The sequence below is a fragment of the Sphingomonas sp. STIS6.2 genome, assembly GCF_000732685.2.
Classification (GTDB): domain Bacteria; phylum Pseudomonadota; class Alphaproteobacteria; order Sphingomonadales; family Sphingomonadaceae; genus Sphingomonas; species Sphingomonas aerolata.
Genome location: NZ_JPDP02000159.1, coordinates 406,825 through 429,945, shown reverse-complemented (window position 1 = coordinate 429,945; position 23,121 = coordinate 406,825). Strand labels below are relative to the sequence as shown.

Genomic DNA, 23,121 nt, shown 5'->3' with positions numbered 1-23,121 from the left:
TCAGCCGGCTGCGGCGCAAGGTGCAGCGGCACGATCGCACCGAACTGATCCGGACGGTACGTGGCAACGGCTATATCTTCATGCCGGACGTGTCCCCGCTCTGAGCGGCGGGCGGACCCGGTCGGCGCGTTGCGGGCTGCTGCCAGGAAAATAGCGTCGGGGCGGGATATTGGCGCACGCCGCGACGTTCATGTCCGACCACGGCTTCCCCAGCGCCGAATACCCGGCCTGGTGGGGGGCAAAGACGCGATCGGACAGACACTTCCATGGCCAAGACCCTTGCCGCATTGGCCAGCGACGTGCTGCGCGCCACCACCCGACCCGCGCGCAGCGATGTACGCGAGGGGGTGCGTGAGGACGGCTATCTGCGGCTGGAGGATTATGGCGCGCTCGGCGACGGGCGGTCGGTCGCGCTGTCGGGGGCGGACGGGTCGATCGACTGGTGGTGCGTGCCCAATCTCGATTCGCAGCCGCTGTTCGACCGGCTGCTCGATCCGGAGGAGGGGGGACGGTTCAGCATCACCCCGACCGAGCCGTTCACCGTCGAGCGCCGCTATCTGCCCGGCAGCAACGTGCTCGAGACGCTCTTCATCACGGACGGCGGCCGCGCGCGCCTGACCGAGTCGATGAACAGCGGTACCGCGGGCCGGTTGCCCTGGACCGAACTTGCACGGCGGATCGACGGGCTCGACGGAGCGGTCCGGTTCAGCATCGAGATGCGCCCGGGACGCAGGGCCAGCGGGGCGAGCCCCTATCAGTCGAAGATCGGCGAATATCCGGTCTTCCATGTCGACCGCGTGCTGGGGCTGTTCCTGCACAGCGATGGCGTCGTCGTGGAGCGCGCTGACGAGGCGGTGACGGGCGTGCTGACGGTCGCGCAGGGCCAGCGCGAGGTCGTCGCGATCGTCGCGGGTGAGGACGAGCCGCTGGTCGTGCCGACGATCGCCGACATCGACGAGCGGATCGATATTTCTGACGCGGAATGGCGGCAATGGTCGCACCGGATCGACTATGACGGCGAACGGCGCCCCGCGTTCATCCGCAGCGTCCTCGCGCTGAAGCTGCTGCTCTATTCACCGACCGGTGCGATCGCGGCCGCCGCGACCACCTCGGTACCCGAAGGGATCGGCGGCAAGAAGAATTACGACTATCGCTACGCCTGGATCCGCGACGCCGGCTATACGATCAAGGCGTTTCTCGCCGCGGGGGCGCAGATGGAGGCCAAGGCGGCGTTCACCTGGCTGTTGAAGCGGCTGGCCGAACACGGGCCGCGCGTCTGCTACACACTCGACGGCGCGCTGGTCCCCGATCTGAGCGAAATCGACGTGCCGGGATATCGGCGGTCGAAACCCGTGCAGGTCGGCAACACTGCGACCGACCAGAACCAGCACGGCGTCTATGGCGACATATTCGAGACCGCCGCCCGCTTCGTCAGCTGCGGCAATATCCTCGATGCGTCGAGCGCCGAGCTGCTGTCGCACCTGGCGGACCGGTGCGCGGACGCGTGGCGGCAGAAGGATGCCGGCATCTGGGAGCTCGAGGAGTCGCAGCATTACACCATGTCGAAGATCAGTTGCTGGCAGGCGCTGGCGCGTGCGGTCGAACTGGCGGACCAGGGGCAGTTGCCGACCACGTGCCGCGATCGCTGGTCGCGCGAACGCGACCGGATCGCGCAGTGGATCGAGGACGAATGCTGGTCCGAGACCAAGCAGGCGTTCGTCTTCTACCCCGGCAGCGACAAGCTCGACGCGTCGCTCGCGCTGGCGGTGCGGTTCGGCTTCGACGGGCGCGAGCGGCTGGAAAAGACGCTCGACGCGATCGACCGCGAACTCGGGGCAGGGCCCTATCACTATCGCTACAGCGACGTGTTGGCCGAGGAAGGCTGTTTCCTGGCGTGCACCTTCTGGATGATCGAGGCCCGTGCGCTACTCGGCCAGCGTGATCGGGCGGAGGCGGCGCTTGCGGGCATTTCCGAGGCGCTTAATCGCGGTGTCGGGATCATGACGGAAATGGCCGATCCGAAGACGGGCATGTTTCTAGGCAACCTGCCGCAGGGTCTGTCGCACCTTGCGCACGTCATGGCGCTCGACGTGCTTGGCGGACAGGACGCCTGCTAGCGGTGGGGCGGGGCGGCGTTTCGCCGCTCCGCCGTCAGCCTGTCGCCGGACTATTCAGCCCGCGTCGACGCCCTGTTTGCGCGCGCCGGTGATCATGCGCGCGGCGATCTGACGCACGCCGGCATCATCCTTGGTTTCGTCGGTCGCCGGGTCGCCGAGATGGTCGAGGCTGGCTTCCATGAAGTCGAGCAGCCCCGGGTGCTGTGCCTCGACATATTCCATCAGTTTGAACAGCAGATGTTCGGACGCGATCTCGCGCTGGCGGGCCATGATGGCGGTGGTGTCGGTCATGTCGGATTCCATGGTGTCGGGGAGGGAGTAAAGACGGTCGCAGGGGCGGGCGGACACCTTGTCGTCCGCCCCGCCCTCACGGCGTTTAACGCTCTGCCACCTCGGAGGCGTCGAACTCGGCGAATGCGGCCTTGATGTCGCTTGCGCGCCCGGCGTCCGCGATATCGACCGAAACGATGATCTTGCCCTCGAGCGCGGCATCGGCGCGCGACGCGGGCGTGGGATTATCGCCTGCAGTGTCGGCGCCCGCGCTTTCGTCGCCAGCGCTGTTGTCTGCGCCGTCGGTCGTGATGAAGATGTCGGTCCGCTCGACCTGCATTTCCTGGACGAGACGTTCCACCGTCATCTCGGCTTCGCGGCGCGTGTCGAACTTGGCTTTGAGAGTGGTCGGCATCAATGGCTCCTCGGGATGCGAAAGGTCCTGCACGACGGGCTATCGGCCGTCCTGCAACGCGTGATGACAACGCGCATCGGCGGATTTCGCCCAGCCGTTTCGAAGAATTTGACCCGGCGGCAAAGGCCGATCGCCGATTTAGGGCTCGCTCTGCCGGACCGGGCGAACAAGACCTGCTTCCGTGCGTTACACGGTGATTCCGGGAGGTGACGCCATGATGCAGGATGATGAACGCTGGATGCGCGAGGCGATCGCGATCGCACGGTCGAAGGGATCGGATCCGTCGACCTCACCGCTGGGCTGCGTGATCGTGCTCGACGGCAAGATGATCGCGGGCGAACGCAACCAGACGCATGAGCTTCCGGACGCGACCGCGCACGCCGAGATGATGGCGATCCGGCGCGCCTGCGAGGATACGGGCGAACTCGAACTGCGCGGGGCGACGCTCTACTCGACGCTGCAACCCTGCGGGATGTGCACGATGGCGTCGATCTGGTCGAAAGTCGGGCGCGTCGTCTATGGCGCCGGCCGCGACGACGTGCATCCGATGTATTTCGAGGCGAAGCACGTCGACACGCTCGCCTTCATCAACGACGCCTATCGCGACGACATCGTCATCGAAGGTGGATGTCTTAAGGCCGAATGCGCCGTGCTTTATTATGGCCCGGACGCGGAGCTGCCGACCGACGAACAGGCCAATCTCTGAGCTGAGGCGACGCGTCGGGTCAGGATTTGCTCAGGCTCATGCCGCCACTCCGGGCGCGTCCTGGGCACAATAGCGATCGACGAACGCCTGATGCGTGGGCAGCCGTTCGACCTGTTGTGCGATCCCCGCCTTCAGCTCCGCGAGCGACGATCCGAGCCGTTCAGGCGGCATCATCCGCGCGAGGCGATGCCAGTCGCGCGGCTCGAGCCGCTGGCCCAGCATGACCTGGGTCCAGGAACTGACGCGGAACAGGTCGTCCGGCGACTGATAGGCCTGTGCGGCGTCGGCGAACAGCGCGATGCGTTCCGCCAGCGTGTCGGGGATCGGCATTGCGGCACAGGCCTTCCAGAACGGTTCGCTGCGCTGGTTCAAATGATAGTGGAGGATGACGAAATCGCGGACGCCTTCGATCTCGCGCCGCGTCTGCGCGTTGAACTGCGCAACGACCGCAGGGCTGATCCCGTCGAAGGGGAAGGCGCGGAGCAGCCGGGTGAGCGCGGTCATGACGAGATGGATGCTGGTCGATTCGAGCGGTTCGACGAACCCGCCGGCGAGGCTCAGCGCGATGCAATTGCCCTCCCACGCGCACAGGCGGCGCCCGGTCGTGAAGCGCAGCAGACGCGGGTCGGTCAGCGGGCGACCCTGGACCGACGCCAGCAGACGGTCCTGGGCCGCATCATCGGAGAGGTACTCGCTCGAATAGACGATACCGTTGCCGACGCGGTGCTGCAGCGGGATCCGCCACTGCCAGCCGGCATCGTGCGCGATCGCACGGGTATAGGGCCGGGCGGGCTCGACCGACGTCGTCTGCACCGCGAGTGCGCGGTTGGCGGGGAGCCAGTGGCTCCAGTCTTCATAGCCGACACCGAGCGCATCGCCGATCAGCAGCCCGCGAAACCCGCTGCAGTCGAGAAACAGATCGCCTGCGACGCGCGATCCGTCGGCGAGGACGACCGCATCGATATGGCCGGTCTCGGCCGAGCGATCGATCCCGGCGATCCGTCCCTCGATCCGGGTCAGCCCCGCGGTCTCGCAGCGCTCGCGCAGGAAGCGGGCATAGCGGCCCGCGTCGAAATGATAGGCATAGTTGAGCTGCGGACCCTGCTGACCGATGGTAAAGCGGCGCGCCTCTGCGGCCTGGAGTTCGAGGCAATAGTCGCCAAAGTCGCCGGCCAGACCGTTGGCGCGCGCTTCGAGCCAGAAATGCTGGAAGTCGCCCATCCAGGTGGACCGCCCGACATCGCCGAACGAATGGACATAGCGATCGTCCGGGCGCGCCCAGCCTTCGAACGCGATGCCGAGTTTGAAGGTTGCGCCGGTGGCGGCCATGAACGCGCGCTCGTCGAGGCCGAGCAGTGCGTGAAAGGCCTGGACCGTGGGGATGGTCGCTTCGCCGACGCCGACGGTGCCGATCTCGTCCGACTCGATCAGCGTGACGTCGATCAGCGCGCCGAGCTGTCGCGTCAGCAGCGCCGCGGCGAGCCAGCCGGCGGTGCCGCCGCCGGCGATGATCACGCGGGTTTTCGGCGGGGTATCCATCGCATATCCCTTCATCGATTGAGCCGTTGCAACAGCGTGGCGCGCAGCCTTCGCGCGGCCATCGCATCCAGCGGCGCGAGTGCGCCCCGTGCGTCTGCCGGGAGATGCGCGCCGGCGCGGGCCGCATCGCCGAAGACATAATAGTCGAACAACGCCTGCCACCCGCGCTTCTCATGCTCGGGCCGGTCGCGCAGGCTGAGCAGGCCGTGCAGCAACGTGTTCTGCGGCGTGTCCATGAAGCGCGGCGTCGGGTTCCACCAATAGTTGATCATCGCGTTGAACGGATCGAGCGCCTCGACCTGGTGCCACCACAAGGCCGGGTAGATGAGCGCGTCGCCGGGCTCCATCTCCGCGACTTCGGCCACCGCCAGCGCATCGGCAAAGCCGGGATGGCGGGTGAAGTCGGGCGCATCGAAATTGACCATCGAGACGACCTGGCCCGCGGGCGTCGGTTCGAGCGGCCCCGGATAGAGGTTGGCTACCTGCTCGGGCGGGAAGAGCGTGAAGCGCCGCCGCCCGACCAACGTGACCGCAATGTTGTTCGACATGTCGTGATGCGCCGAGGCGGTCGTCCGGTTGCCGATCCAGATACTGACCAGCGGCGGATGCGCGATGAGTTCGGGGTCGCCGAAGGGGAGCACCGCCTGGCCCCGGAGGCCGGGGAGATACTGATCGATGTCGGTCGAGCCGATATAGATGCTGGGCGCTGCGGCATCGTCGATGCGGGCGAGAAGCTGATCGAGATAGGCGGACAGCGATCCGCGCTCGCGGGTGAAGTTGAGCGCGGTGCAGTCGGCCGTGTATCCGAAGCGGCCGCCGATCGCGGCGTCGCCGATATAGGCCGTCACCGGCTGGCCGCCATCGAACCGCTTGAGCCAGGCGACCGCGGCCGCGGGGCCCTGACGCGCCGCGGCGACGAGCGGCACGTCGCGCGCGAGCCCTCGCAGGATCGTCGGGCGGCCCTCCGCGATAAGATCGGCGACGGGCAGGGTCCGCGCGTCCGCCCCTTCGATCACGCGTGTCCGGCGGGTGATGGCGGGCACCGGGGTCAACCGACTGCCGCGAGCCGCTGTTGCTTGTGTGCAATCAGCTGCTGAATATTGCCGAGCGATGACGCGGCAAGAATGGCGAGCCGCAGGATACCCGAGCGGTGCAATTGTTCGAGCGGCGGGCCGCTGAGCGCCGCGAGCTGCTCGAGGTCGACGACGAGCACGTCGGGTACGGTGTAGCGGCGTTCGTCGCTGACATCGATCGTGAGCGTGACCGGCGCGAGCAGCCCGGCGGCGTCGAGCGCGGCATAGGCGGCGGGCGCGGATTCCATCCCCTCGTACAGCAGCCGTAATACACCGGTGACATGATCGAGATAGGGCGTGTTGCCGCCATGCTCGAGGAACAGCGGCAGACCCGCCGGGTCACCGACGCGCGGATCGTCGAGATCGACCTGCAGCATCGCCCCGCCGACATCGTCCGGTGCGGACCGGGTCATGCCGATCGAGAACGGACCGCGTCGGTGGCTGGCGGGGACGTAGCGGCTGGTCCAGCGGTCGTCGGTGAGGAAGAGATTCTCGTCGCGGTCGAGCCCGAACAGCGCATAGGCCTGAAGACCTTCGTCGCGGCGGCGAAACACGATCGCGAATTCGCGTTGCAGTTCCTCGAATTCGGCGGGGAAGACCAGCGCCTGATTGGCCGCGTCATTGAATGCGGCGCCGGCGCGCGGGCTGACGCGCAGGTCGGCATGATCGATATTGTTGATCTGTACGGGGTTCATCCGCTCCGGTCCCTTTTTGTCCGGGTCTATCAGCCAGGCGGCGTCGGACAACAGGAAAAGGCCGCGGCACGGTGCTGCGGCCCCTCCATTGCCCGATGCGGTGTCCGGCGCGCGCCGAGGCGCACGCCGGCCTGTGCTCAGAAGCGGTAGCGCGCGCCCAGATAGAAGCGCGGCTTCAGTTCCTGCACATAGACCAGATTGGTCTCGGTACGGGCATATTGGCGGAACGGTTCGCTCGTCAGATTGACCGCCTCGAGCGAGATCGAGAAGCTCTGCGCGATGTCGTAGCTGATGCTCGCGTCGAGCGTCCCGAAGGCTGCGGTGAAGAGCGGGTTGCGGTTGCCGCCCTGGTTGGTGCCCGACAGATATTTGTCGCGCCAGTTGTACGAGACACGCGCCGAAAGCCCGTTCTTGTCATAGATGCCGGTCAGGTTCGCGCTGTCGCCGAGGCCGGTCAGTGCGAAGATGTTGACGTTGGGATCGGCATAGGGATCGACGTTCACGTCGCCATTGACCTTGGTGTACGACACCGCAAAGCCGAAGCCGGTCTGACCGAAGAAGTTGGTCCAGGCGACCTCGAACCCGTGGATGTTGCCCTCGCGGTTGTTGACCGGTCCGCTGATCGCGAACTCGAACAGGGGATCGTTGGGATCGGCGACGATATCGACCGCATTGGCCAGATCGACGACGAACTGCGTCCTCAGGCCACCCGTCGCGGGATCGATGTTGTTCTGGAACGCGGCGGATGCGGCCGCCTGGTTGCCGTTGTTCTGCGTCAGCAACGCGGTGTAGGAGAACAGGTTGATATCGCTGAGCGGGAGGCCGTTGGCCTGGAGATAGGCCAGCGCGGTACCCGAGCGCGAACCGGCAGCGCCCGAACCCGGGTCACGCAGCCCGAACAGATTGCCGCTGGTGACCTGGTTGCCGATGAAGTTGCGGACGTCCTTGTTGAAGAAGCCGACCGACACGAAGCTCGTCGGCTTGTAATACCATTCGAGCGACACGTCGAAATTGTCCGAAACCAGCGGTAACAGCGCCGGATCCTGGCGCGTTGCGCCCGCAGGGGCTGCGCCGAGCGCGGTCGGGCGGTTCGGTGCCCCGGCGCTGACGGAGGCGAACAGATTGCCATAGTCGGGACGGGCGAGCGTGCGGCTGAACGAGGCGCGCGCCATGACGTTGTCGATCGGTTCGATGTTGAAATCGAGCGATGGCAACACATTGTCGTAGCTCGCTTTGACCGTGACGGCGCCGCTGGGCGGCCCGCCATCGACCGCGAAGTCATTGTCCTGCGACCAGCGAATGCCGCTCGGCACCGACTGGATACCGATCGACTTGACCCGCGTCTTTTCATAGCGGGCGCCGATCAGCGCATTGGCGCGACGTCCGCCGAGTTCGCCTGCCCAAGTGATCTGGCCATAGGCCGCCCAGGTCTTCTCACCGACGGTATCGTCCGAGGACGGGCTCGGCGAAACTGCGTTGCCGCGACCGGCATAATAAGGCTCGAAAACGTTGAGTAGATCGACCGCGTTGGCGCGGAAGGCGACCAGTGACGAGCCTGTCGACTTCGGATCATATTTGTCGAACTTGCAGGTCAGGCAGAAGGTGTCGACGAGATCGCCGGCGAGTTCCGCGACGCGGCCGGTATCCGTGATGCCCCAGTCGCCGAGCGTCTGGATCGTGTTGACCGTGGTCGAGCGCATGTTCGCGTCGATATAGTTGCCGCCGACGTTGAACTTGCTGCCCCCGCCCAGGTCCCAGGCGACGTCGCCGCCGAACTGGTTGATCCGGGCTTCCTGGGTCGACGTGATCTTCCGCGCGACCTGGCTGCCCAGATCCGCGATGTCGAGCGTGTTGTTGCAGTTGCCGCCGCGACCACCGTTGGTTGCCGTGCAGTCGTTGATCGTTTCGGACTGCTGCGGGAAGCCGGTGGTGAAGTCGACCTTGTGCGAGGAGCGTACCGGCGCACCGATCGAGATCGTCGTCGCCGAGGTTCCGTTCGCGTTGTCCGGATTGGTCTTCGACTTGGCGTGGTTGGCGTCGAGCGTCAGCCGCAGATTGTCGGTGAAGTCCCACTTCACATTGCCACCGACCGAATAGAGCTCGGTCTTGGTCGCGAACCGCTGCTGCTCGTAACCCTTGTCCGCCTGGATCGACTCGGCGAGGATCACGGCGCTCTGCATCTGCTTGTTGTCGTCGAAGGTGACTTCGGTGAACGGGCGCTGGAACCAGTTGGTCTGCTCGCTGCGCTCTTCGCTCAGCTTGTTGCGGGCATACATGCCGTCGATCGAGATTTCGAACCGGTCGGACGGCTTGAACTGGATGTTGGCCTGGCCGTTCAGACGCTCGCGGCGGTTCTCGGAGAACTGGTACCGGCTGTCGTTCGGTATCTGGACATATTCGGTCGTCGGGCGATTGGTGATCACCGTCGTCGGCCGGATATAGGCGCCCGCCGTGTTGAGGAAATCGGCCAGCGGCACGATGTTCCAGTAATTGGGGTTGGACTGAACCGAAGCGGATTCGCGCAGCTGATAGCTGCCGAACACATTGACGCCGAAGGTTTCGTTCGGGTTCTTGTAGTTGATGAGGCCGGACAGCTCTGGCGTGATCTTGCTCAGATCGCCCTCAGCCTTCTCGACCGAGCTGTCATACAGCCCCTTGGCACCGATCGACCCCGAAAGGCCGCTCTCGTTCGACGACAGCGGTCGGCGGGTGACGACGTTGATCGCCGCACCGATGCCGCCCGACGGGATGTTGGCGCGGCCGGTCTTGTAGACCTCGAGCGTGGCGACACCCTCGGATGCGAGGTTCTGGAAATCGAACGAACGACCCGTACCGGTCGCAAACGCGTTGCCGGTGCTCGTGTCGATGCTGGTCGCCGGAAGCTGGCGGCCGTTCAGGGTGACGAGGTTGAAGCCGCCGCTGAAGCCGCGGACGGCAACCTGCGAGCCTTCGCCATTGGCGCGGCTGATCGAGACGCCGGTGACGCGCTGCAGCGATTCCGCGAGGTTGGTGTCGGGGAACTTGCCGATATCCTCGGCCGAGATGGCGTCGACGACGCCTGCCGAGTTGCGCTTGATGTCGATAGCGCGACCAAGGCTGGCGCGAATGCCGGTGATGACGATCTCGTCCCCGGGGGCCGATTGCGGATCCTGGCTCGCGGTCTGCCCTGCGTCTTGCACGGTGGATGTCGCTGGAAGCGCTGGCTGCGCGGCAGTCGCAGGCGACCCTGTCTCGGTGCCTGGCGCCATTTGCGCGAAGGCCTGTGCCGGATTCAGCAGGCAAACGGCAACTGTGGCAATCGAACTCGAACGCACGAGTGCATTGAGTATGGACGAACCCCTCATCATTCTCTCCCCCTTTGCGGCATGACCGCAGCCCTTCCGAAACCGCTCTTATTGGCGGTGTGTGATAGGGCTACCATGGGCACGAATACTGTCAACGGTAATCTGTATTCTGTGTCGCGTATTTTAGACACAGTGGCAGTAAAGCCATAGCCGATAAAATAACTTAAATATGATTATTTAATACTTGAGACAGGGAGAGACCTGCCCCGTCATTGGAAAGCGGGGCGGGGCCTGTTCAGGCAGGTTCGGACCAACCGCAGGAACGGGCGAACTGATCACCCGGTCCGGCGGCACAGGCGGGGGACCGGCGCGACCGTCATGCCGGGCGCGTGCTCAGCGCTGCGGCGTGGTGAACAGCGCGAGCGGCACCGCGGCACCCATCGCCCGATAGCCCGCTTCGGACGGGTGAAGATGATCGCCTGAGTCGAACGCCGGCGCGAGACGGTCGGGACGGCGCGGATCGCGCATCACCCGGTCGAAGTCGATCACCGCATCGAAGACGCCCGAGTTGCGGATGAAGCTGTTGACCGCCTGGCGATCGGCCTCGAGCGCGGCGTCCGGGTGATAATAGTCATTGCCGCCGAACGGCATCACCGTGCCGCCGATGATCTTGATACCATGTGCATGCGCGCGGTCGGCCAGCTGGCGGAAGCCGGCGGTCAGTTGCGCGACGAGCGCCGCATGGTCTTCGGGCGATGCCGGAGCGTCGCGCGTCAAGACGCCGAGATCGTTCACCCCTTCGAGCAGGATCGCCCAGCCGACGCCGCTGCGCGCGATCACGTCGCGGTCGAACCGGGCGACAAGGTTGGGACCGAGCCCGTCGAGCAATATCCGGTTGCCGCCGATGCCGGCATTGACGACGCCGAGCGGGCGTGTCGCCGGTGCCGCGCGCAGCCGTTCGGCGAGGATGTCGGGCCAGCGGGTGTTGCGTTCCGGGGCGACGCCATAGCCATCGGTGATCGAATCGCCGATCGTGACGATCGTCGTCGGGCGTGCCGCGCCGGTGACCTGGGCGATGCGGGGCCCCGCCACCTCGACATCGGCGAGCGCATACCAGTGTGGCGTCGCGGTCGCGCCTGCGAGAAGCGGGTCGGCGACGTGATTGCCCGCGACCGTGAAGCTGGTGGCCCGCGCACCGGGATGCCCGGTCTGGGGCGTGGCGGGATCGGGCAGATAGAGGCTGACGGCGAGGTCGGCCCCGGGTGCGAGCGCGAGCGTGACCGGATCCGAGTAGATCTCCCCACCCGCCGGGATGACCGCGGTCACCTGTCCGGCAAAGCGAAGCGTCGTGCCGCCCGCGATACGCGCGGCGCCGAGAGCGGTCGGCCGGGCAATATGCGCCGCGCCGATCCGGAGCGGCTGCGTGCCGAACGCGTTGGACAGCCGCACGCGGACCTGCGTGCCGCCAGCCGACAGACGGACGACCTGTCGGAGCGTGATCGCGCCGGCCCGATCGGCCGGCAGCGCATTGTCGCCGGTCGCGATCATCTGCGCAGAGCCCCAGCTCCCGGTCCACCGCTGAGCCGGCGCGGCGCGCTGGGCATCCGCGCCGGTCGCGAGCAATGCTGCCAACAGCCACGCCGTCGGCCTAGCGACCGAAGATCCTACCGTCATCGCGCTCTCCATTCGGTTGCGAAGGCCGCTCATTGCGGATTGCCCGGGGCAAAGGCGGGGCGCTGCGTCTTGTACCAGTCGAGATCATGCGCGGGGGCAGCGGCGCCGGCCGGCAGCGACCGGCCGTTCACCGACATCCAATAGGCGAGGCTGGCGTCGCGCCACCACCGCGCCTCGCGCTCCTGGATGCCCAGATAGGTCGCGGTCTTGGCCCAGCGTTCGGCATCGACCTGGCCGCGCAGTCCGTCCCAGCGCTGGCGCATGTCCGCGACATAGCCGACGCCGCGGTCATAATCATGGACTATCTCGGCCCAGAGGCTGCGTCCCGATGCCATCGGCCGGTCCCATGACACGTGATGGAACCACAGCAGGTCACGTTCTGGCGTCGTTGCGGGATCGGCGAGACTGCGGGCAAGCTCTGGCGCATATTGCGCGACGGCGTTGCTGCCGGTGCGCGTCCGGTCGAACCCGATCCCGGCCTTGTCCGCGCGGTGATAATAGACCGGATTCCATTCCGGACGCTTCAAGTCGGCGACCCACGGGCCGGGGCCATAATGATGGCCCGTGGCCATGACGTGCGCGAGGCCGAGCGGCGTCATATAGTCGACCACCGCCTCGCGCGAGCCCATCATCATGTCCGTCACCGGTGCGACGATCGTGGGGTTCGGCCCGAAGGTCATCGCCGCCCATTCGCGCGCAACCGGCTGTGCACCGATCGTCGGATCCCAGGCCATCCGCCCGAACGCGAACCAGTTCGCCTGATTGAACGTCGATCCGGCCCAGTCGCGGTCGCGGCCGATATTGGCGACTCCCGCCATGCCGGTCAGCGCGTGGCGATTGACGCCGCCCTCGACGATCTGGGCGACCGTCGCACGCTTGCCGCCGGCGAAGGTCTCGCTGCCCAGCGTCTCGGCGAAGAGCGGCCCAAGATAGGCGAGATGCGTCGCAAAGCCGAGATATTCCTTCGTGATCTGGAACTCCAGCATCAGCGGTGTCCTGGGCATTGCCCCGAACAGCGGATGGAACGGCTCGCGCGGCTGGAAGTCGATCGCGCCGTTCTTGACCTGGACGATGACGTTTGCGGCGAACTTGCCGTCGAGCGGCTTGAACTCGGTATAGGCCTGTTTCGCGCGGTCGTCAGGGTCGGTGTCGGCATAGACGAACGCCCGCCACATCACGATGCCGCCATGCGGTGCGACGGCCGCTGCGAGCATGTTCGCGCCTTCCGCATGGCTGCGGTGATAATCGCGCGGCCCAGGCTGCCCCTCGCTATTGGCCTTGACGAGGAAGCCGCCGAAATCGGGAATGGCGCGATAGATTTCGTCGCTCTTCGCCTTCCACCAGGCCGCGACCTGGGGGTCGAGCGGGTCTGCCGTCTTCAGCTTGCCAAGCTCGATCGGCGCGGAGAACCGGGCCGACAGATAGACCTTGATGCCATAGGGGCGGAAGACATCGGCGAGTGCGGCGGCCTTGGCGATATAGCTGGCAGACAGGCTGTCGGGCTTGGCGTTGACGTTGTTGAGGACCGTGCCGTTGATGCCGATCGACGCATTGGCGCGCGCATAGTCGGTGTAGCGGGGATCCTTGAAGTCGGGGAGCGTCCACCAGTCCCAGAGCGACTGGCCCGCATAGCCGCGCTCGACCACGCCATCGAGATTGTCCCAGTGGTTCAGCACGCGCAGCTTCACTCGCGGTGCCGAGGCGAGCGCGATCCGGTCGATCCGCCCGCCGGTCTGGATGTGGCGCAGCAGCGCGAAGCTGCCGTAGAGCACGCCGCGGTCGGTACGCCCCGTCACCAGCGTGACGTCGCGGCCGCCGAGACGCACCTGCCGCACGATGTAGCCTTCGTCGCCGAGGTCGTTCAGCGGCAGGCCGAGGCGGCCGACGTCTCCGTCCGCCGAGGTCGCCAGCAGGATCGGATGCGGGCTCGGACCCATGGCAAAAGCGTGCCCGGTCAGCCCCGCGAGACCGCGGCGAAGCTCGTCCGCGGCGGCGCGCAACGTCGCCGACTGGCCGCGTACTTCGACCGATTCGGCATCCCGGTCGAGCGCCGTCGCCGCCTCTTTCGCCAGGGGGCGGTAGCGCATCCAGAGGTCGTAGCCGTCCTCTGCCTGCGCCCCGGTCGTACTCGCCATCGCAACCGCGACCGCCACGCAAAGCCAACGCACTCGCATCATTCTTTCCTCTCCCGGCACAGCCTCCCGCATTGACAACGGGTCTGCTTGTCGAACATGTTATCGCTATCACGATGACGGCATCGACAGCAATGCCGCGTTTGAAGACAGGAGACGATGGGTGACCGGCACGAGTTTCAGGACAATCGCGACCAGTCGCCGCGGCATGCTCCGCTGGCTGGGTTCGGCATCGCTCGCAACTTTGACGTCCGGTCTGGCCCCCGGACTGGCCGGCGCCGCGAAGGAGTCGCCCGTCTACCGCGATCCCCGCGCGCCCGTCGACCTGCGGGTCCGCGATCTCATGGCGCGGATGACGCTCGACGAGAAGGTGGCGCAGCTGATCACGCTGTCGACGACGAAGCGGCAGGTGATGGACGACGCGCTGCGCTTCGACCCGGCGCGCGCCGATACGGCCTATCCCAATGGCATCGGCCAGATCGCGCGGCCGTCCGACCGGGGCGGGGCTGCCACCGCGGCCAATACAGGGGCCGCCGTTACCGGGCGATGGCGCGCTCCGGCGGATACGATCGCGTTCGTCAACGCGGCGCAGCGCTGGGCGACGACCCGCACGCGGCTGGGCATTCCGATCCTGTTCCACGAGGAGGCGCTGCACGGTTTCATGGCGCCGGAAGCGACCAGCTTCCCGCAGGCGATCGCGCTGGCGGGATCGTTCGATCGCGACCTCGTCCGCCGGGTCAACGCGGTGATCGCGCGCGAGGTGCGGGCGCACGGCACCGTCCTTGCGCTGTCGCCGGTCGTCGACATCGCCCGCGACCCGCGCTGGGGCCGGATCGAGGAGACGTTCGGCGAAGATCCCTATCTGTGCGGGGAAATGGGCGTCGCCTCGGTGATCGGCCTGCAGGGCGAGGGCAAGACGCTGGCACCCGGCAAGGTGTTCGCGACGCTCAAGCACATGACCGGGCACGGCCAGCCCGAAAGCGGCGAGAATGTCGCCCCCGCGCCAATCGCCGAACGCGAACTGCGCGAGAATTTCTTCCCGCCGTTTCGCGCGGTCGTCGCGCGGACCGGGATCGGCGCGGTGATGCCGTCGTATAACGAGATCGACGGTGTCCCGAGCCATGCCAATCGCTGGCTGCTGAACGACGTGCTGCGCGGCGAATGGGGCTTCGACGGCGCGATCGTCAGTGACTATGCGGCGATCGGCGAACTCGCATCGCTGCATCACATCGCCGCGGACAAGGCCGAAGCGGCGCGCCTCGCACTGGCGGCAGGGGTCGATTCGGACCTGCCGGACGGCGAGGCCTATCGCTCGCTCGCCGATCAGGTCCGCGGCGGTCGGGTAGCGATCGAGGCGGTCGATGCCGCGTGCCGGCGGATGCTGACGCTGAAGATGCGGTCGGGGATGTTCGAACAGGCGATCGTCGATCCGCAAGCGGCGGCGCGGATGACCGGCAATGCGGAGGCGCGCGCGCTGGCGCTCGAGGCGGCGCGGCGGTCGATCGCGCTGCTCGTCAACGACGGTGTCCTGCCGCTCAGCCCGGGGGCGCACAAGCGCGTCGCGGTCATCGGTCCGAACGCGGCCGTCGCGCGGCTCGGTGGCTATTCGTCGATCCCCAAGGCGACCGTTTCGCTGCTCGAGGGGGTTCGTGCGCGGTTGAAGGGCAAGGCCGACGTCGTGCACGCGCAGGGCGTCTTCATCACGCAGAGCGAGGACCGCTCCGCCAACGAAGTGCTGCTGGCCGATCCTGCGCGCAACCGAGACCTAATCGCCGAGGCGGTAACCGTCGCCAGCACCGCGGACGTTATCCTGCTCGCGGTCGGCGACACCGAACAGACGAGCCGGGAGGGCTATGCCAAGACGCATCTCGGCGATCGCACCAGTCTCGACCTGCTCGGCGAGCAGAATGCGCTGTTCGCGGCGATGAAGGCGACGGGGAAGCCCGTCATCGTGGTCGCGATCAACGGGCGCCCGCCATCCTGGCCGAGCGTGACGGCGCAGGCCAATGCGGTGCTCGAATGCTGGTATGTCGGGCAGGAGGGGGGCACCGCGATCGCGGAGGCGCTGTTCGGGGACATCAACCCAGGTGCGAAGCTTCCGGTGACGGTCGCGCGGTCGACGGGGCAGCTGCCGGTCTTCTACGACGCCAAGCCTTCGGCGCGTCGCGGCTATCTGTTCGACACGACCGCGCCGCTGTTCCCGTTCGGCTTCGGGCTCAGCTACACCAAGTTCGAGATCGGTGCGCCGCGCCTGTCGTCGGCGAAGATCGGGATCGCGGCTAGTGTCACCGTCTCGGTCGACATCACCAATGTCGGTGCGCGCGCGGGCGACGAGGTCGTCCAGCTCTATGTGCGCGATCAGGTATCGTCCGTCGCGCGGCCAATCCTCGAGCTCAAGGGCTTCGAACGCGTGACGCTGGCCCCCGGCGAGCGCCGGACGGTCCAGTTCACGCTCGGCCCGGACGCGTTCCGGTTCTTCGACATCACGATGCGCGAGGTGGTCGAGCCGGGTCTGTTCGACATTTCCGTTGGTGCCGACTCGACGCGCCTCAAGACCGTTACTCTCGAAATCGCCTGAAGGATCGTCATGCCCAGGATCGTCAATGCCCGCGTCATCGTGACATGCCCCGGGCGCAATTTCGTCACCCTCAAGATCGAGTGCGACGACGGCACCACCGGGCTCGGCGACGCGACGCTCAACGGTCGCGAACTCAGCGTCGCGAGCTATCTCAGCGATCATGTCGTGCCCTGCCTGATCGGTCGCGACGCGCATCGGATCGAGGACGTCTGGCAGTTTCTCTACAAGGGCGCCTATTGGCGGCGTGGCCCGGTGACGATGGCGGCGATCGCCGCGGTCGACACGGCTCTGTGGGACATCAAGGGCAAGCTGGCGGGAATGCCCGTCTATCAGCTGCTCGGCGGCGCCGCGCGCGACGCGTGCATGGTCTATGCGCACGCCAATGGCACGACGATCGACGACACGATCGCGGTCGCGAAGGCGGAACAGGCCAAGGGCTACAAGGCGATCCGGCTGCAATGCGGCGTGCCCGGGCTCGCCTCGACCTATGGCGTCGCCAAGCACGGCGCACGCTACGAACCCGCCGATGCGGATCTGCCGAGCGAGAGCGTGTGGTCGACCGAGAAATACCTCCGCGTCGTCCCCGAGCTGTTCAAGGCGGCGCGCGAGGCGATGGGCTGGGACGTCCACCTGCTCCACGATATCCATCACCGGCTCACCCCGATCGAGGCGGCGCGTCTCGGCAAGGCGCTCGAACCCTATAACCTGTTCTGGATGGAGGACCCGACGCCTGCCGAGAACCAGGAGGCGTTCAAGCTGATCCGGCATCACACGACGACGCCGATCGCGGTGGGCGAGGTGTTCAATTCGATTTGGGACGCCAAGGACCTGATCGAGCACCAGCTGATCGACTATATCCGCGCCACCGTCGTGCATGCGGGCGGTATCACGCATCTGCGCCGGATCGCCGCGCTCGCCGACCTCTATCATATCCGGACCGGGTGCCACGGCGCGACCGACCTTTCTCCCGTGGCGATGGCGGCGGCGCTGCACTTCGGGCTCTCCGTCCCCAATTTTGGGATCCAGGAGCATATGCCGCACACGGACGAGACCGACGCGGTCTTTCCGCATGCCTATCGCTTCGATGCAGGCATGATGCATCCGGGGGAGGCGCCGGGCCTCGGCGTCGACATCGACGAGGCGCTGGCCGAAACCCATGACTATCGACGCGCCTATGATCTGGTCGCGCGGCTGGAAGACGGCACGCTGTGCAACTGGTGAGCGCCGACGGATCGAGCCCCGCCGAGGTCGAGAAACCGCGGGGCCGGGTCCGGTGGGTCGTCTGCGCGCTGCTGTTCGCGGCGGTGGTGCTGAGCTATGTCGACCGGCTCGTCCTGCCGACGCTCAAGCCTGATCTGCAGCAACGCTATGGCTGGAGCGAGACGGGCTATGCTGATCTCGCCATCTGGTTTCAGGCGGCGTACGGGCTGAGCTATCTCGTCTTCGGCCGGCTGATCGACCGGCTCGGCGCGCGGATCGGGTATGCGCTCGCGGTGGCGCTGTGGACGCTTGGCCATGTCGGCCACGTCTTCTTCACCTCGACCAGCGGGATGATCCTCGCGCGGATTCCGCTCGCGCTCGGCGAGGCCGGGACCTTCCCCGCCGCGATCGCCGCGACCAACGAATGGTTTCCGCGGCGCGAGCGGGCGCTTGCGATCGGCATCTTCAACGCAGGGTCGAACGTCGGCGCGATCCTCACGCCGTTGCTGGTGCCGATCATCGCGGTGACGATGGGCTGGCGCTGGGCGTTCATCCTGACCGGGCTGCTCACGCTCATATGGCTGATCGTCTGGCTCGGCTTCTACCGCCGCCCCCGCGAGCATCCCCGGGTCACGGCCGAGGAGCTCGCCTATATCGAGAGCGAGCCGGTCGAACCCGGTCGGCCCGTCGCGTGGCGGACGCTGCTGCGGCAACGCCAGACCTGGGCCTATATCCTCGGGCGATTCCTCATCGACCCGGTGTGGTGGACGTTCCTGTTCTGGCTGCCGGACTTCTTCAACCGGCAATATGGCGTGACGATGCTCGCCTTCGGTCCGCCGCTGATCGCGGTCTATCTGCTCGCCGATGTCGGGTCGGTGGCGGGCGGCTGGTTCTCGTCGCGGCTGATCGGGCGCGGCTACAGCGTCAATCGCGCGCGCAAGACCGCGATGTTCGCCTGCGCCCTGTGTGCGGTGCCGATCGCGTTCGCAACCCAGGTACCGAGCATGTGGTGGGCGGTGCTGATGATCGGCGTGGCCTGTGCCGGGCACCAGGGGTTCTCGGCGAATCTCTACGCCCTGCCGGGCGACCTGCTGCCGCGCTGGGCGACGGGGTCGGTGGTGGGGCTGGGGGGCCTTTCGGGCGCGATCGGAGGCATGCTGATGGCGAAGTTCGCGGGTCGCATCCTCGAGACCGTCGGCAGCTATCAACCGATCTTCATCGTCGCGGCCTGCGCCTATCTCGTCGCGCTCGCCGTCATCCACCTCGTCGTGCCGCGCTATGCGCCGGTGCCCCCGGACCGCTTGGGGTGATGCCGGCGGCGCGTGCTTCGCGGCCCGTCCGGACCCGCTAGACGTGGTGCTCGTGGCTCGCTTCGATCATCACCCGCGCGACCAGATCATAGGCGTCCTGCCAGGCCCGGTCGGTATCAGGATCGAAGTCCGCGCCGGCGAAATGCGCGACGACATGGCGCAACGAGTCGCCGATGATGGCGTAGTGATGATCCTTGGCGCCATACGCGACATGGCGTCGGCCCAGCGCCCTCAGTTCAGGACGCATCGCCTCGAACGCGGTCAGCCCGGTGACGATCTTGGCGAGCGTCTGCATGAAGAGCCTGCCCTGGACAATGCGGTCGTTCGTGAACAGCGCGCGGGATTCCGGGGCGAGCGCGAACACTCGGTCGTAGAAGATCGTCGAGGCTTCGTCCGCCGCGAACAGGATATGGACGAAGCTGTCGCGGACGAGATCGATCTGCCGCGGTGTCACCGGACGAGGTTCACCAGGATGCCGGCCGACCGGCGTGGCCCTAGGATGGAGCGTCCGACACACGGCTCGCCCGACGGCGATCGTGGCGATATGGCATACATGCCTGTGACCTGTCGCATTCCGGCTCTCCCGACCCGCACGATTATGTACCGGTTTCAACAGCTTCACGATCGAGCGTCAATCCGCCATGTTGCACGCGTGTTACAATCGGCGCGAACCTCAAATCGTCGTACGGCGATCCCGGTGCGGCGGCTGTTTCGTCGCCAAGTGTCGCGCCGAGCTTGACTGTTCGGCAGGTAAAGGTAGCGCTATCGGATTGACTTGGAGGAGAGAAGCTTTGGATCGCGTACCGGCTCGGCCGTTTCGTTCGCGCGACTGGTTCGCCGACCCCGCCCGCTCGGACATGACGGCGCTCTATCTCGAACGCTTCATGAACTACGGGCTCACGCCCGCCGAGCTGCGCTGTGGCAAGCCGATCATCGGGATTGCGCAGACCGGCAGCGACCTGTCGCCCTGCAACCGCATCCATGTCGAGCTCGCCAAGCGAACGCGCGACGGCATCATTGCGGCGGGCGGGATCCCGATGGAATTTCCGACGATCCCGATCTTCGAAAATTGCCGTCGCCCGACCGCCGCGCTCGATCGTAACCTCGCCTATATGACGCTGGTCGAGACGCTGTACGGCTATCCGATCGACGCGGTCGTGCTGACCACCGGATGCGACAAGACGACCCCCGCGGGGATCATGGCGGTGTCGACCGTCGACATTCCCGCGATCGTCCTGTCGGGCGGGCCGATGCTCGACGGATGGCATGACGGCGAGCTGGTCGGCTCGGGCACGGTGATCTGGCGCAGCCGGCGCAAGCTGGCCGCGGGCGAGATCGACGAGGAGGAGTTCTTGGCCCGCGCCACCGACAGCGCGCCATCCGCCGGACATTGCAACACGATGGGGACGGCCTCGACGATGAATGCCGTCGCCGAGGCGCTCGGCATGTCGCTGACCGGATGCGCCGCGATCCCCGCGCCGTACCGCGAACGCGGCCAGATGGCGTTCGAGACCGGACGCCGGATCGTCGACATGGCGTATGAGGATCTTCGCCCGTCGAAGATCCTGACGCGCGAAGCCTTTCTGAACGCGATCCGCGTCGTCAGCGCGATCGGCGGATCGAGCAATGCGCAGCCGCACATCATGGCGATGGCGCAGCATGCGGGGGTCGCGCTCGACATGAGCGACTGGTCGACGCACGGCTATGACGTGCCGCTGATCGTCAACATGCAGCCGGCGGGCAAGTATCTCGGCGAGCGCTTTCACCGCGCGGGCGGGGTGCCTGCGGTGATGCACGAACTGGCGGAGTCGGAACTGCTCGACACGAGCTGCCTGACGATCACGGGGCAGAGCCTGGGCGACAATCTGACGGGGCGGGTGACGCGGGACCGGGAGATGATCCGCACCCTCGACGCCCCGTTGATGGAGCATGCCGGGTTCCTGGTGCTCAAGGGCAATCTGTTCGATCATGCGATCATGAAGACGTCGGTGATCTCCGACTCCTTCCGCGCGCGTTATCTGTCGACGCCAGGCGCCGAGAACCGGTTCGAGGCCCGCGCGGTCGTGTTCGACGGGTCGGACGATTATCACCACCGCATCAACGACCCCGCGCTGGGGATCGACGAGCGGTGCATCCTGGTGATCCGCGGATCCGGTCCGATAGGCTGGCCCGGATCGGCCGAGGTGGTCAACATGCAGCCGCCAGACGCCCTGATCCAGCAGGGGATCCTGACGTTGCCGACGTTGGGCGACGGACGCCAGTCGGGCACGTCGGACAGCCCGTCGATCCTCAACGTGTCGCCCGAAAGCGCGGTCGGTGGCGGACTCGCCTGGCTGCGCGACGGCGATATGATCCGGATCGATCTGGTCGCGGGGACCTGCGACGCGCTGGTGGATGCAGACGAGATCGCCCGTCGCAAGACCGAGCCCGCGCCGCCGATCCCGCCGAGCAACTCGCCCTGGGAGGAACTGTACCGTGAAAAGACGGGGCAGCTGGCGCAGGGCGGGGTGCTGGACTTCGCGGTGAAGTATCGCGGGATTGCCGCGAAGACGCCGCGGCACAATCACTAGGCGCCGAGCGCGCCATCAACAGGCCGAAATGGGGCGGGCGGGAGGAACACCTCCCGCCCGCCCTTTTTCATGGTCCGGCTCAGCCGGTCATGTCTTCGAGTTCGCGACCCCGGGTCTCGGTGACCGCGGCGCGGACGAAGAAGAACGAGACGAGCGCGGCGATCGCATAGCCGAGATAGGTGAAGGCCAGCCCCGGCGAGAGGACGAGCGACGGGAAGCTGACCGAGATCAGCGCATTGGCGATCCACTGCGCGAACCCCGCGACGGCAAGCGCCGAGCCGCGGATCTGCGTCGGGAACATCTCGCCCAGCATCACCCACATCACCGGCCCCCAACTGACGTTGAAGAAGATCACGTAGAGATTGGCGGCGACCAGGGCGATCAGCCCGGTATTGCCGGGCAGCGTGACGCCGACGCCCGAGGCGGCGGGCACGGCATTCGAGAAGGCCCAGGCAACGATACCGAGCGTGACCGTCATGCCGGCCGACCCGACCAGCAGCAGCGGCTTGCGCCCGATCCGGTCGATCAACGCGATCGTCAGGAGGCAGGCACCGATCGACAGGACGCCCGACAGGATGTTGATCTGGAGCGCATTGTCCTCGGTGAAGCCGACCGCTTCCCAAAGCGTCGCGCCGTAATAGAACACGACGTTGATGCCGACGAGCTGCTGGAACACCGCCAGACCGATACCCGCCCAGAGGATCGGACGGATCTTGCCGGTGGTCTTGTCGACCAGATCGGACAGCCGCGGCTTGTGATGATCGACCGCGAGCGAAGAGCGGATCTCGGCCACCTTGCGGCGGGCCTCGGCCGCGCCGAACAGGCGGGTCAGCACCACTTCGGCGCGGGCGTCATGCCCCTTCACGACGAGGTAACGCGGGCTTTCCGGGATGAAGAACAGCGCGACGAAATAGATCGTCGCGGGGATCACCTGGAGCCAGAACATCCAGCGCCAGGCCTGATACCCGAGCCAGAACTCGGCGGTCGAGCCGCCGGCGAAGCGGGCGAGCGCGAAATTGGCGACGAACGCGCCGGTCAGGCCCGAGATGATCATCACCTGCTGGATGCTGGTCAGTCGTCCGCGGATATTGGCCGGTGCGACTTCGGAGATATAGACCGGCGAGGTGACGCTGGCGGCGCCGACCCCGAACCCGCCGATGATCCGCGCGATGATGAACAGCAGCGACGAATTCGCCGCCCCCGCTGCGAGCGCACTGACGATGAACAGGATTGCGGCCAGCATCATCGTGTTGCGACGGCCGATCACGTCGGACAGCCGGCCCGCCGCGAATGCGCCGACCGACGATCCGACTAGGATCGCGCCGACATTGATGCCGATGCCCAGTCTGCCGAGGTCGAACGCCGCCTCGATCCCCTTTTGCGTGCCGTTGATCACGCCCGAATCATATCCGAACATGAAGCCCCCGATCGTCGCCACCGCGACGATGAGGGCGATCAGCGCGCTGTTGACGCCCCCCGCATCGGTGGGTGAGCCCGTGGCCCTGGCTGTAGCCGTGCCGTTCATTAGTGACGTCCTTCCTGATGGTGCACGCTCTGT

At 66.6% G+C, this 23,121-nt stretch carries 16 protein-coding genes; 6 read left to right on the top strand and 10 right to left on the bottom strand.

The genetic code is table 11. The features are described 5' to 3' along the window. Positions 1 to 266: 266 nt before the first annotated feature. Positions 267 to 2,117 carry a glycoside hydrolase family 15 protein gene (locus sphst_RS16790; RefSeq protein ID WP_107045856.1) on the top strand — a complete coding sequence of 617 codons (1,851 nt, stop codon included), beginning with the start codon at positions 267 to 269 and terminating at the stop codon, positions 2,115 to 2,117. 54 nt (positions 2,118 to 2,171) lie between these two features. Here the strand turns inward: sphst_RS16790 and sphst_RS16785 are convergent, their stop codons facing one another. Both sphst_RS16785 and sphst_RS16780 read right to left on the bottom strand, forming a co-directional pair. Continuing rightward, on the bottom strand, positions 2,172 to 2,408 hold the full coding sequence (locus tag sphst_RS16785) for a hypothetical protein (protein ID WP_037528414.1): 237 nt from the start codon (positions 2,406 to 2,408) through the stop codon (positions 2,172 to 2,174). A gap of 85 nt (positions 2,409 to 2,493) precedes the next feature. Further along, positions 2,494 to 2,802, bottom strand: a complete 309-nt coding sequence (locus tag sphst_RS16780) for a hypothetical protein (RefSeq protein ID WP_031395600.1) — start codon at positions 2,800 to 2,802, stop codon at positions 2,494 to 2,496. 214 nt (positions 2,803 to 3,016) lie between these two features. On the opposite strand from sphst_RS16780, the gene sphst_RS16775 reads away from it, so the two are divergent. Next, the gene (locus sphst_RS16775; protein ID WP_031395601.1) at positions 3,017 to 3,508 is read left to right on the top strand and encodes a nucleoside deaminase; all 492 of its coding nucleotides are present in this window, start codon (positions 3,017 to 3,019) and stop codon (positions 3,506 to 3,508) included. Between the two features lie 36 nt (positions 3,509 to 3,544). Here sphst_RS16775 and sphst_RS16770 read toward each other — a convergent pair whose 3' ends face one another. The 6 genes from sphst_RS16770 to sphst_RS16745 all read right to left on the bottom strand — a co-directional run bounded on the left by sphst_RS16770 (position 3,545) and on the right by sphst_RS16745 (position 13,947). Continuing rightward, on the bottom strand, positions 3,545 to 5,047 hold the full coding sequence (locus tag sphst_RS16770) for a tryptophan halogenase family protein (RefSeq protein WP_107045940.1): 1,503 nt from the start codon (positions 5,045 to 5,047) through the stop codon (positions 3,545 to 3,547). A gap of 11 nt (positions 5,048 to 5,058) precedes the next feature. Beyond that, a complete protein-coding gene (locus tag sphst_RS16765) occupies positions 5,059 to 6,090 on the bottom strand; it encodes a cupin-like domain-containing protein (protein ID WP_082447015.1) in 1,032 nt (343 codons plus the stop codon). Positions 6,091 to 6,095: 5 nt separating this feature from the next. Then, positions 6,096 to 6,815: a SapC family protein gene (locus sphst_RS16760; RefSeq protein ID WP_056407972.1), complete on the bottom strand. Its 720-nt coding sequence runs from the start codon at positions 6,813 to 6,815 to the stop codon at positions 6,096 to 6,098. Between the two features lie 137 nt (positions 6,816 to 6,952). After that, positions 6,953 to 9,994: a TonB-dependent receptor gene (locus sphst_RS16755; protein ID WP_051916618.1), complete on the bottom strand. Its 3,042-nt coding sequence runs from the start codon at positions 9,992 to 9,994 to the stop codon at positions 6,953 to 6,955. 498 nt (positions 9,995 to 10,492) lie between these two features. After that, the gene (locus sphst_RS16750) at positions 10,493 to 11,773 is read right to left on the bottom strand and encodes an SGNH/GDSL hydrolase family protein (RefSeq protein WP_051916619.1); all 1,281 of its coding nucleotides are present in this window, start codon (positions 11,771 to 11,773) and stop codon (positions 10,493 to 10,495) included. A gap of 29 nt (positions 11,774 to 11,802) precedes the next feature. Next, positions 11,803 to 13,947, bottom strand: coding sequence for an alpha-glucuronidase family glycosyl hydrolase (locus sphst_RS16745; protein ID WP_234387721.1), 2,145 nt, complete (start codon positions 13,945 to 13,947; stop codon positions 11,803 to 11,805). A 166-nt stretch (positions 13,948 to 14,113) separates the two neighbouring features. On the opposite strand from sphst_RS16745, the gene sphst_RS16740 reads away from it, so the two are divergent. The 3 genes from sphst_RS16740 to sphst_RS16730 are packed head-to-tail and all read left to right on the top strand — an operon-like array spanning position 14,114 to position 18,993. After that, complete coding sequence (locus sphst_RS16740; protein WP_107045855.1) at positions 14,114 to 16,483, top strand: glycoside hydrolase family 3 N-terminal domain-containing protein; 2,370 nt, start codon at positions 14,114 to 14,116, stop codon at positions 16,481 to 16,483. Positions 16,484 to 16,492: 9 nt separating this feature from the next. Next, positions 16,493 to 17,704, top strand: coding sequence for a D-mannonate dehydratase ManD (gene manD / locus sphst_RS16735; RefSeq protein WP_107045854.1), 1,212 nt, complete (start codon positions 16,493 to 16,495; stop codon positions 17,702 to 17,704). Continuing rightward, positions 17,692 to 18,993: an MFS transporter gene (locus sphst_RS16730; protein ID WP_234387720.1), complete on the top strand. Its 1,302-nt coding sequence runs from the start codon at positions 17,692 to 17,694 to the stop codon at positions 18,991 to 18,993. The genes manD and sphst_RS16730 overlap by 13 nt, the downstream gene beginning before the upstream one ends. A 37-nt stretch (positions 18,994 to 19,030) precedes the next feature. Here sphst_RS16730 and sphst_RS16725 read toward each other — a convergent pair whose 3' ends face one another. Further along, on the bottom strand, positions 19,031 to 19,447 hold the full coding sequence (locus sphst_RS16725) for a globin domain-containing protein (protein ID WP_031394596.1): 417 nt from the start codon (positions 19,445 to 19,447) through the stop codon (positions 19,031 to 19,033). A 337-nt stretch (positions 19,448 to 19,784) separates the two neighbouring features. On the opposite strand from sphst_RS16725, the gene sphst_RS16720 reads away from it, so the two are divergent. Further along, positions 19,785 to 21,563: an IlvD/Edd family dehydratase gene (locus tag sphst_RS16720; protein ID WP_031394595.1), complete on the top strand. Its 1,779-nt coding sequence runs from the start codon at positions 19,785 to 19,787 to the stop codon at positions 21,561 to 21,563. A 79-nt stretch (positions 21,564 to 21,642) separates the two neighbouring features. Here the strand turns inward: sphst_RS16720 and sphst_RS16715 are convergent, their stop codons facing one another. Continuing rightward, positions 21,643 to 23,088: a sugar porter family MFS transporter gene (locus sphst_RS16715; protein WP_031394594.1), complete on the bottom strand. Its 1,446-nt coding sequence runs from the start codon at positions 23,086 to 23,088 to the stop codon at positions 21,643 to 21,645. Between the last annotated feature and the right edge of the window lie 33 nt (positions 23,089 to 23,121).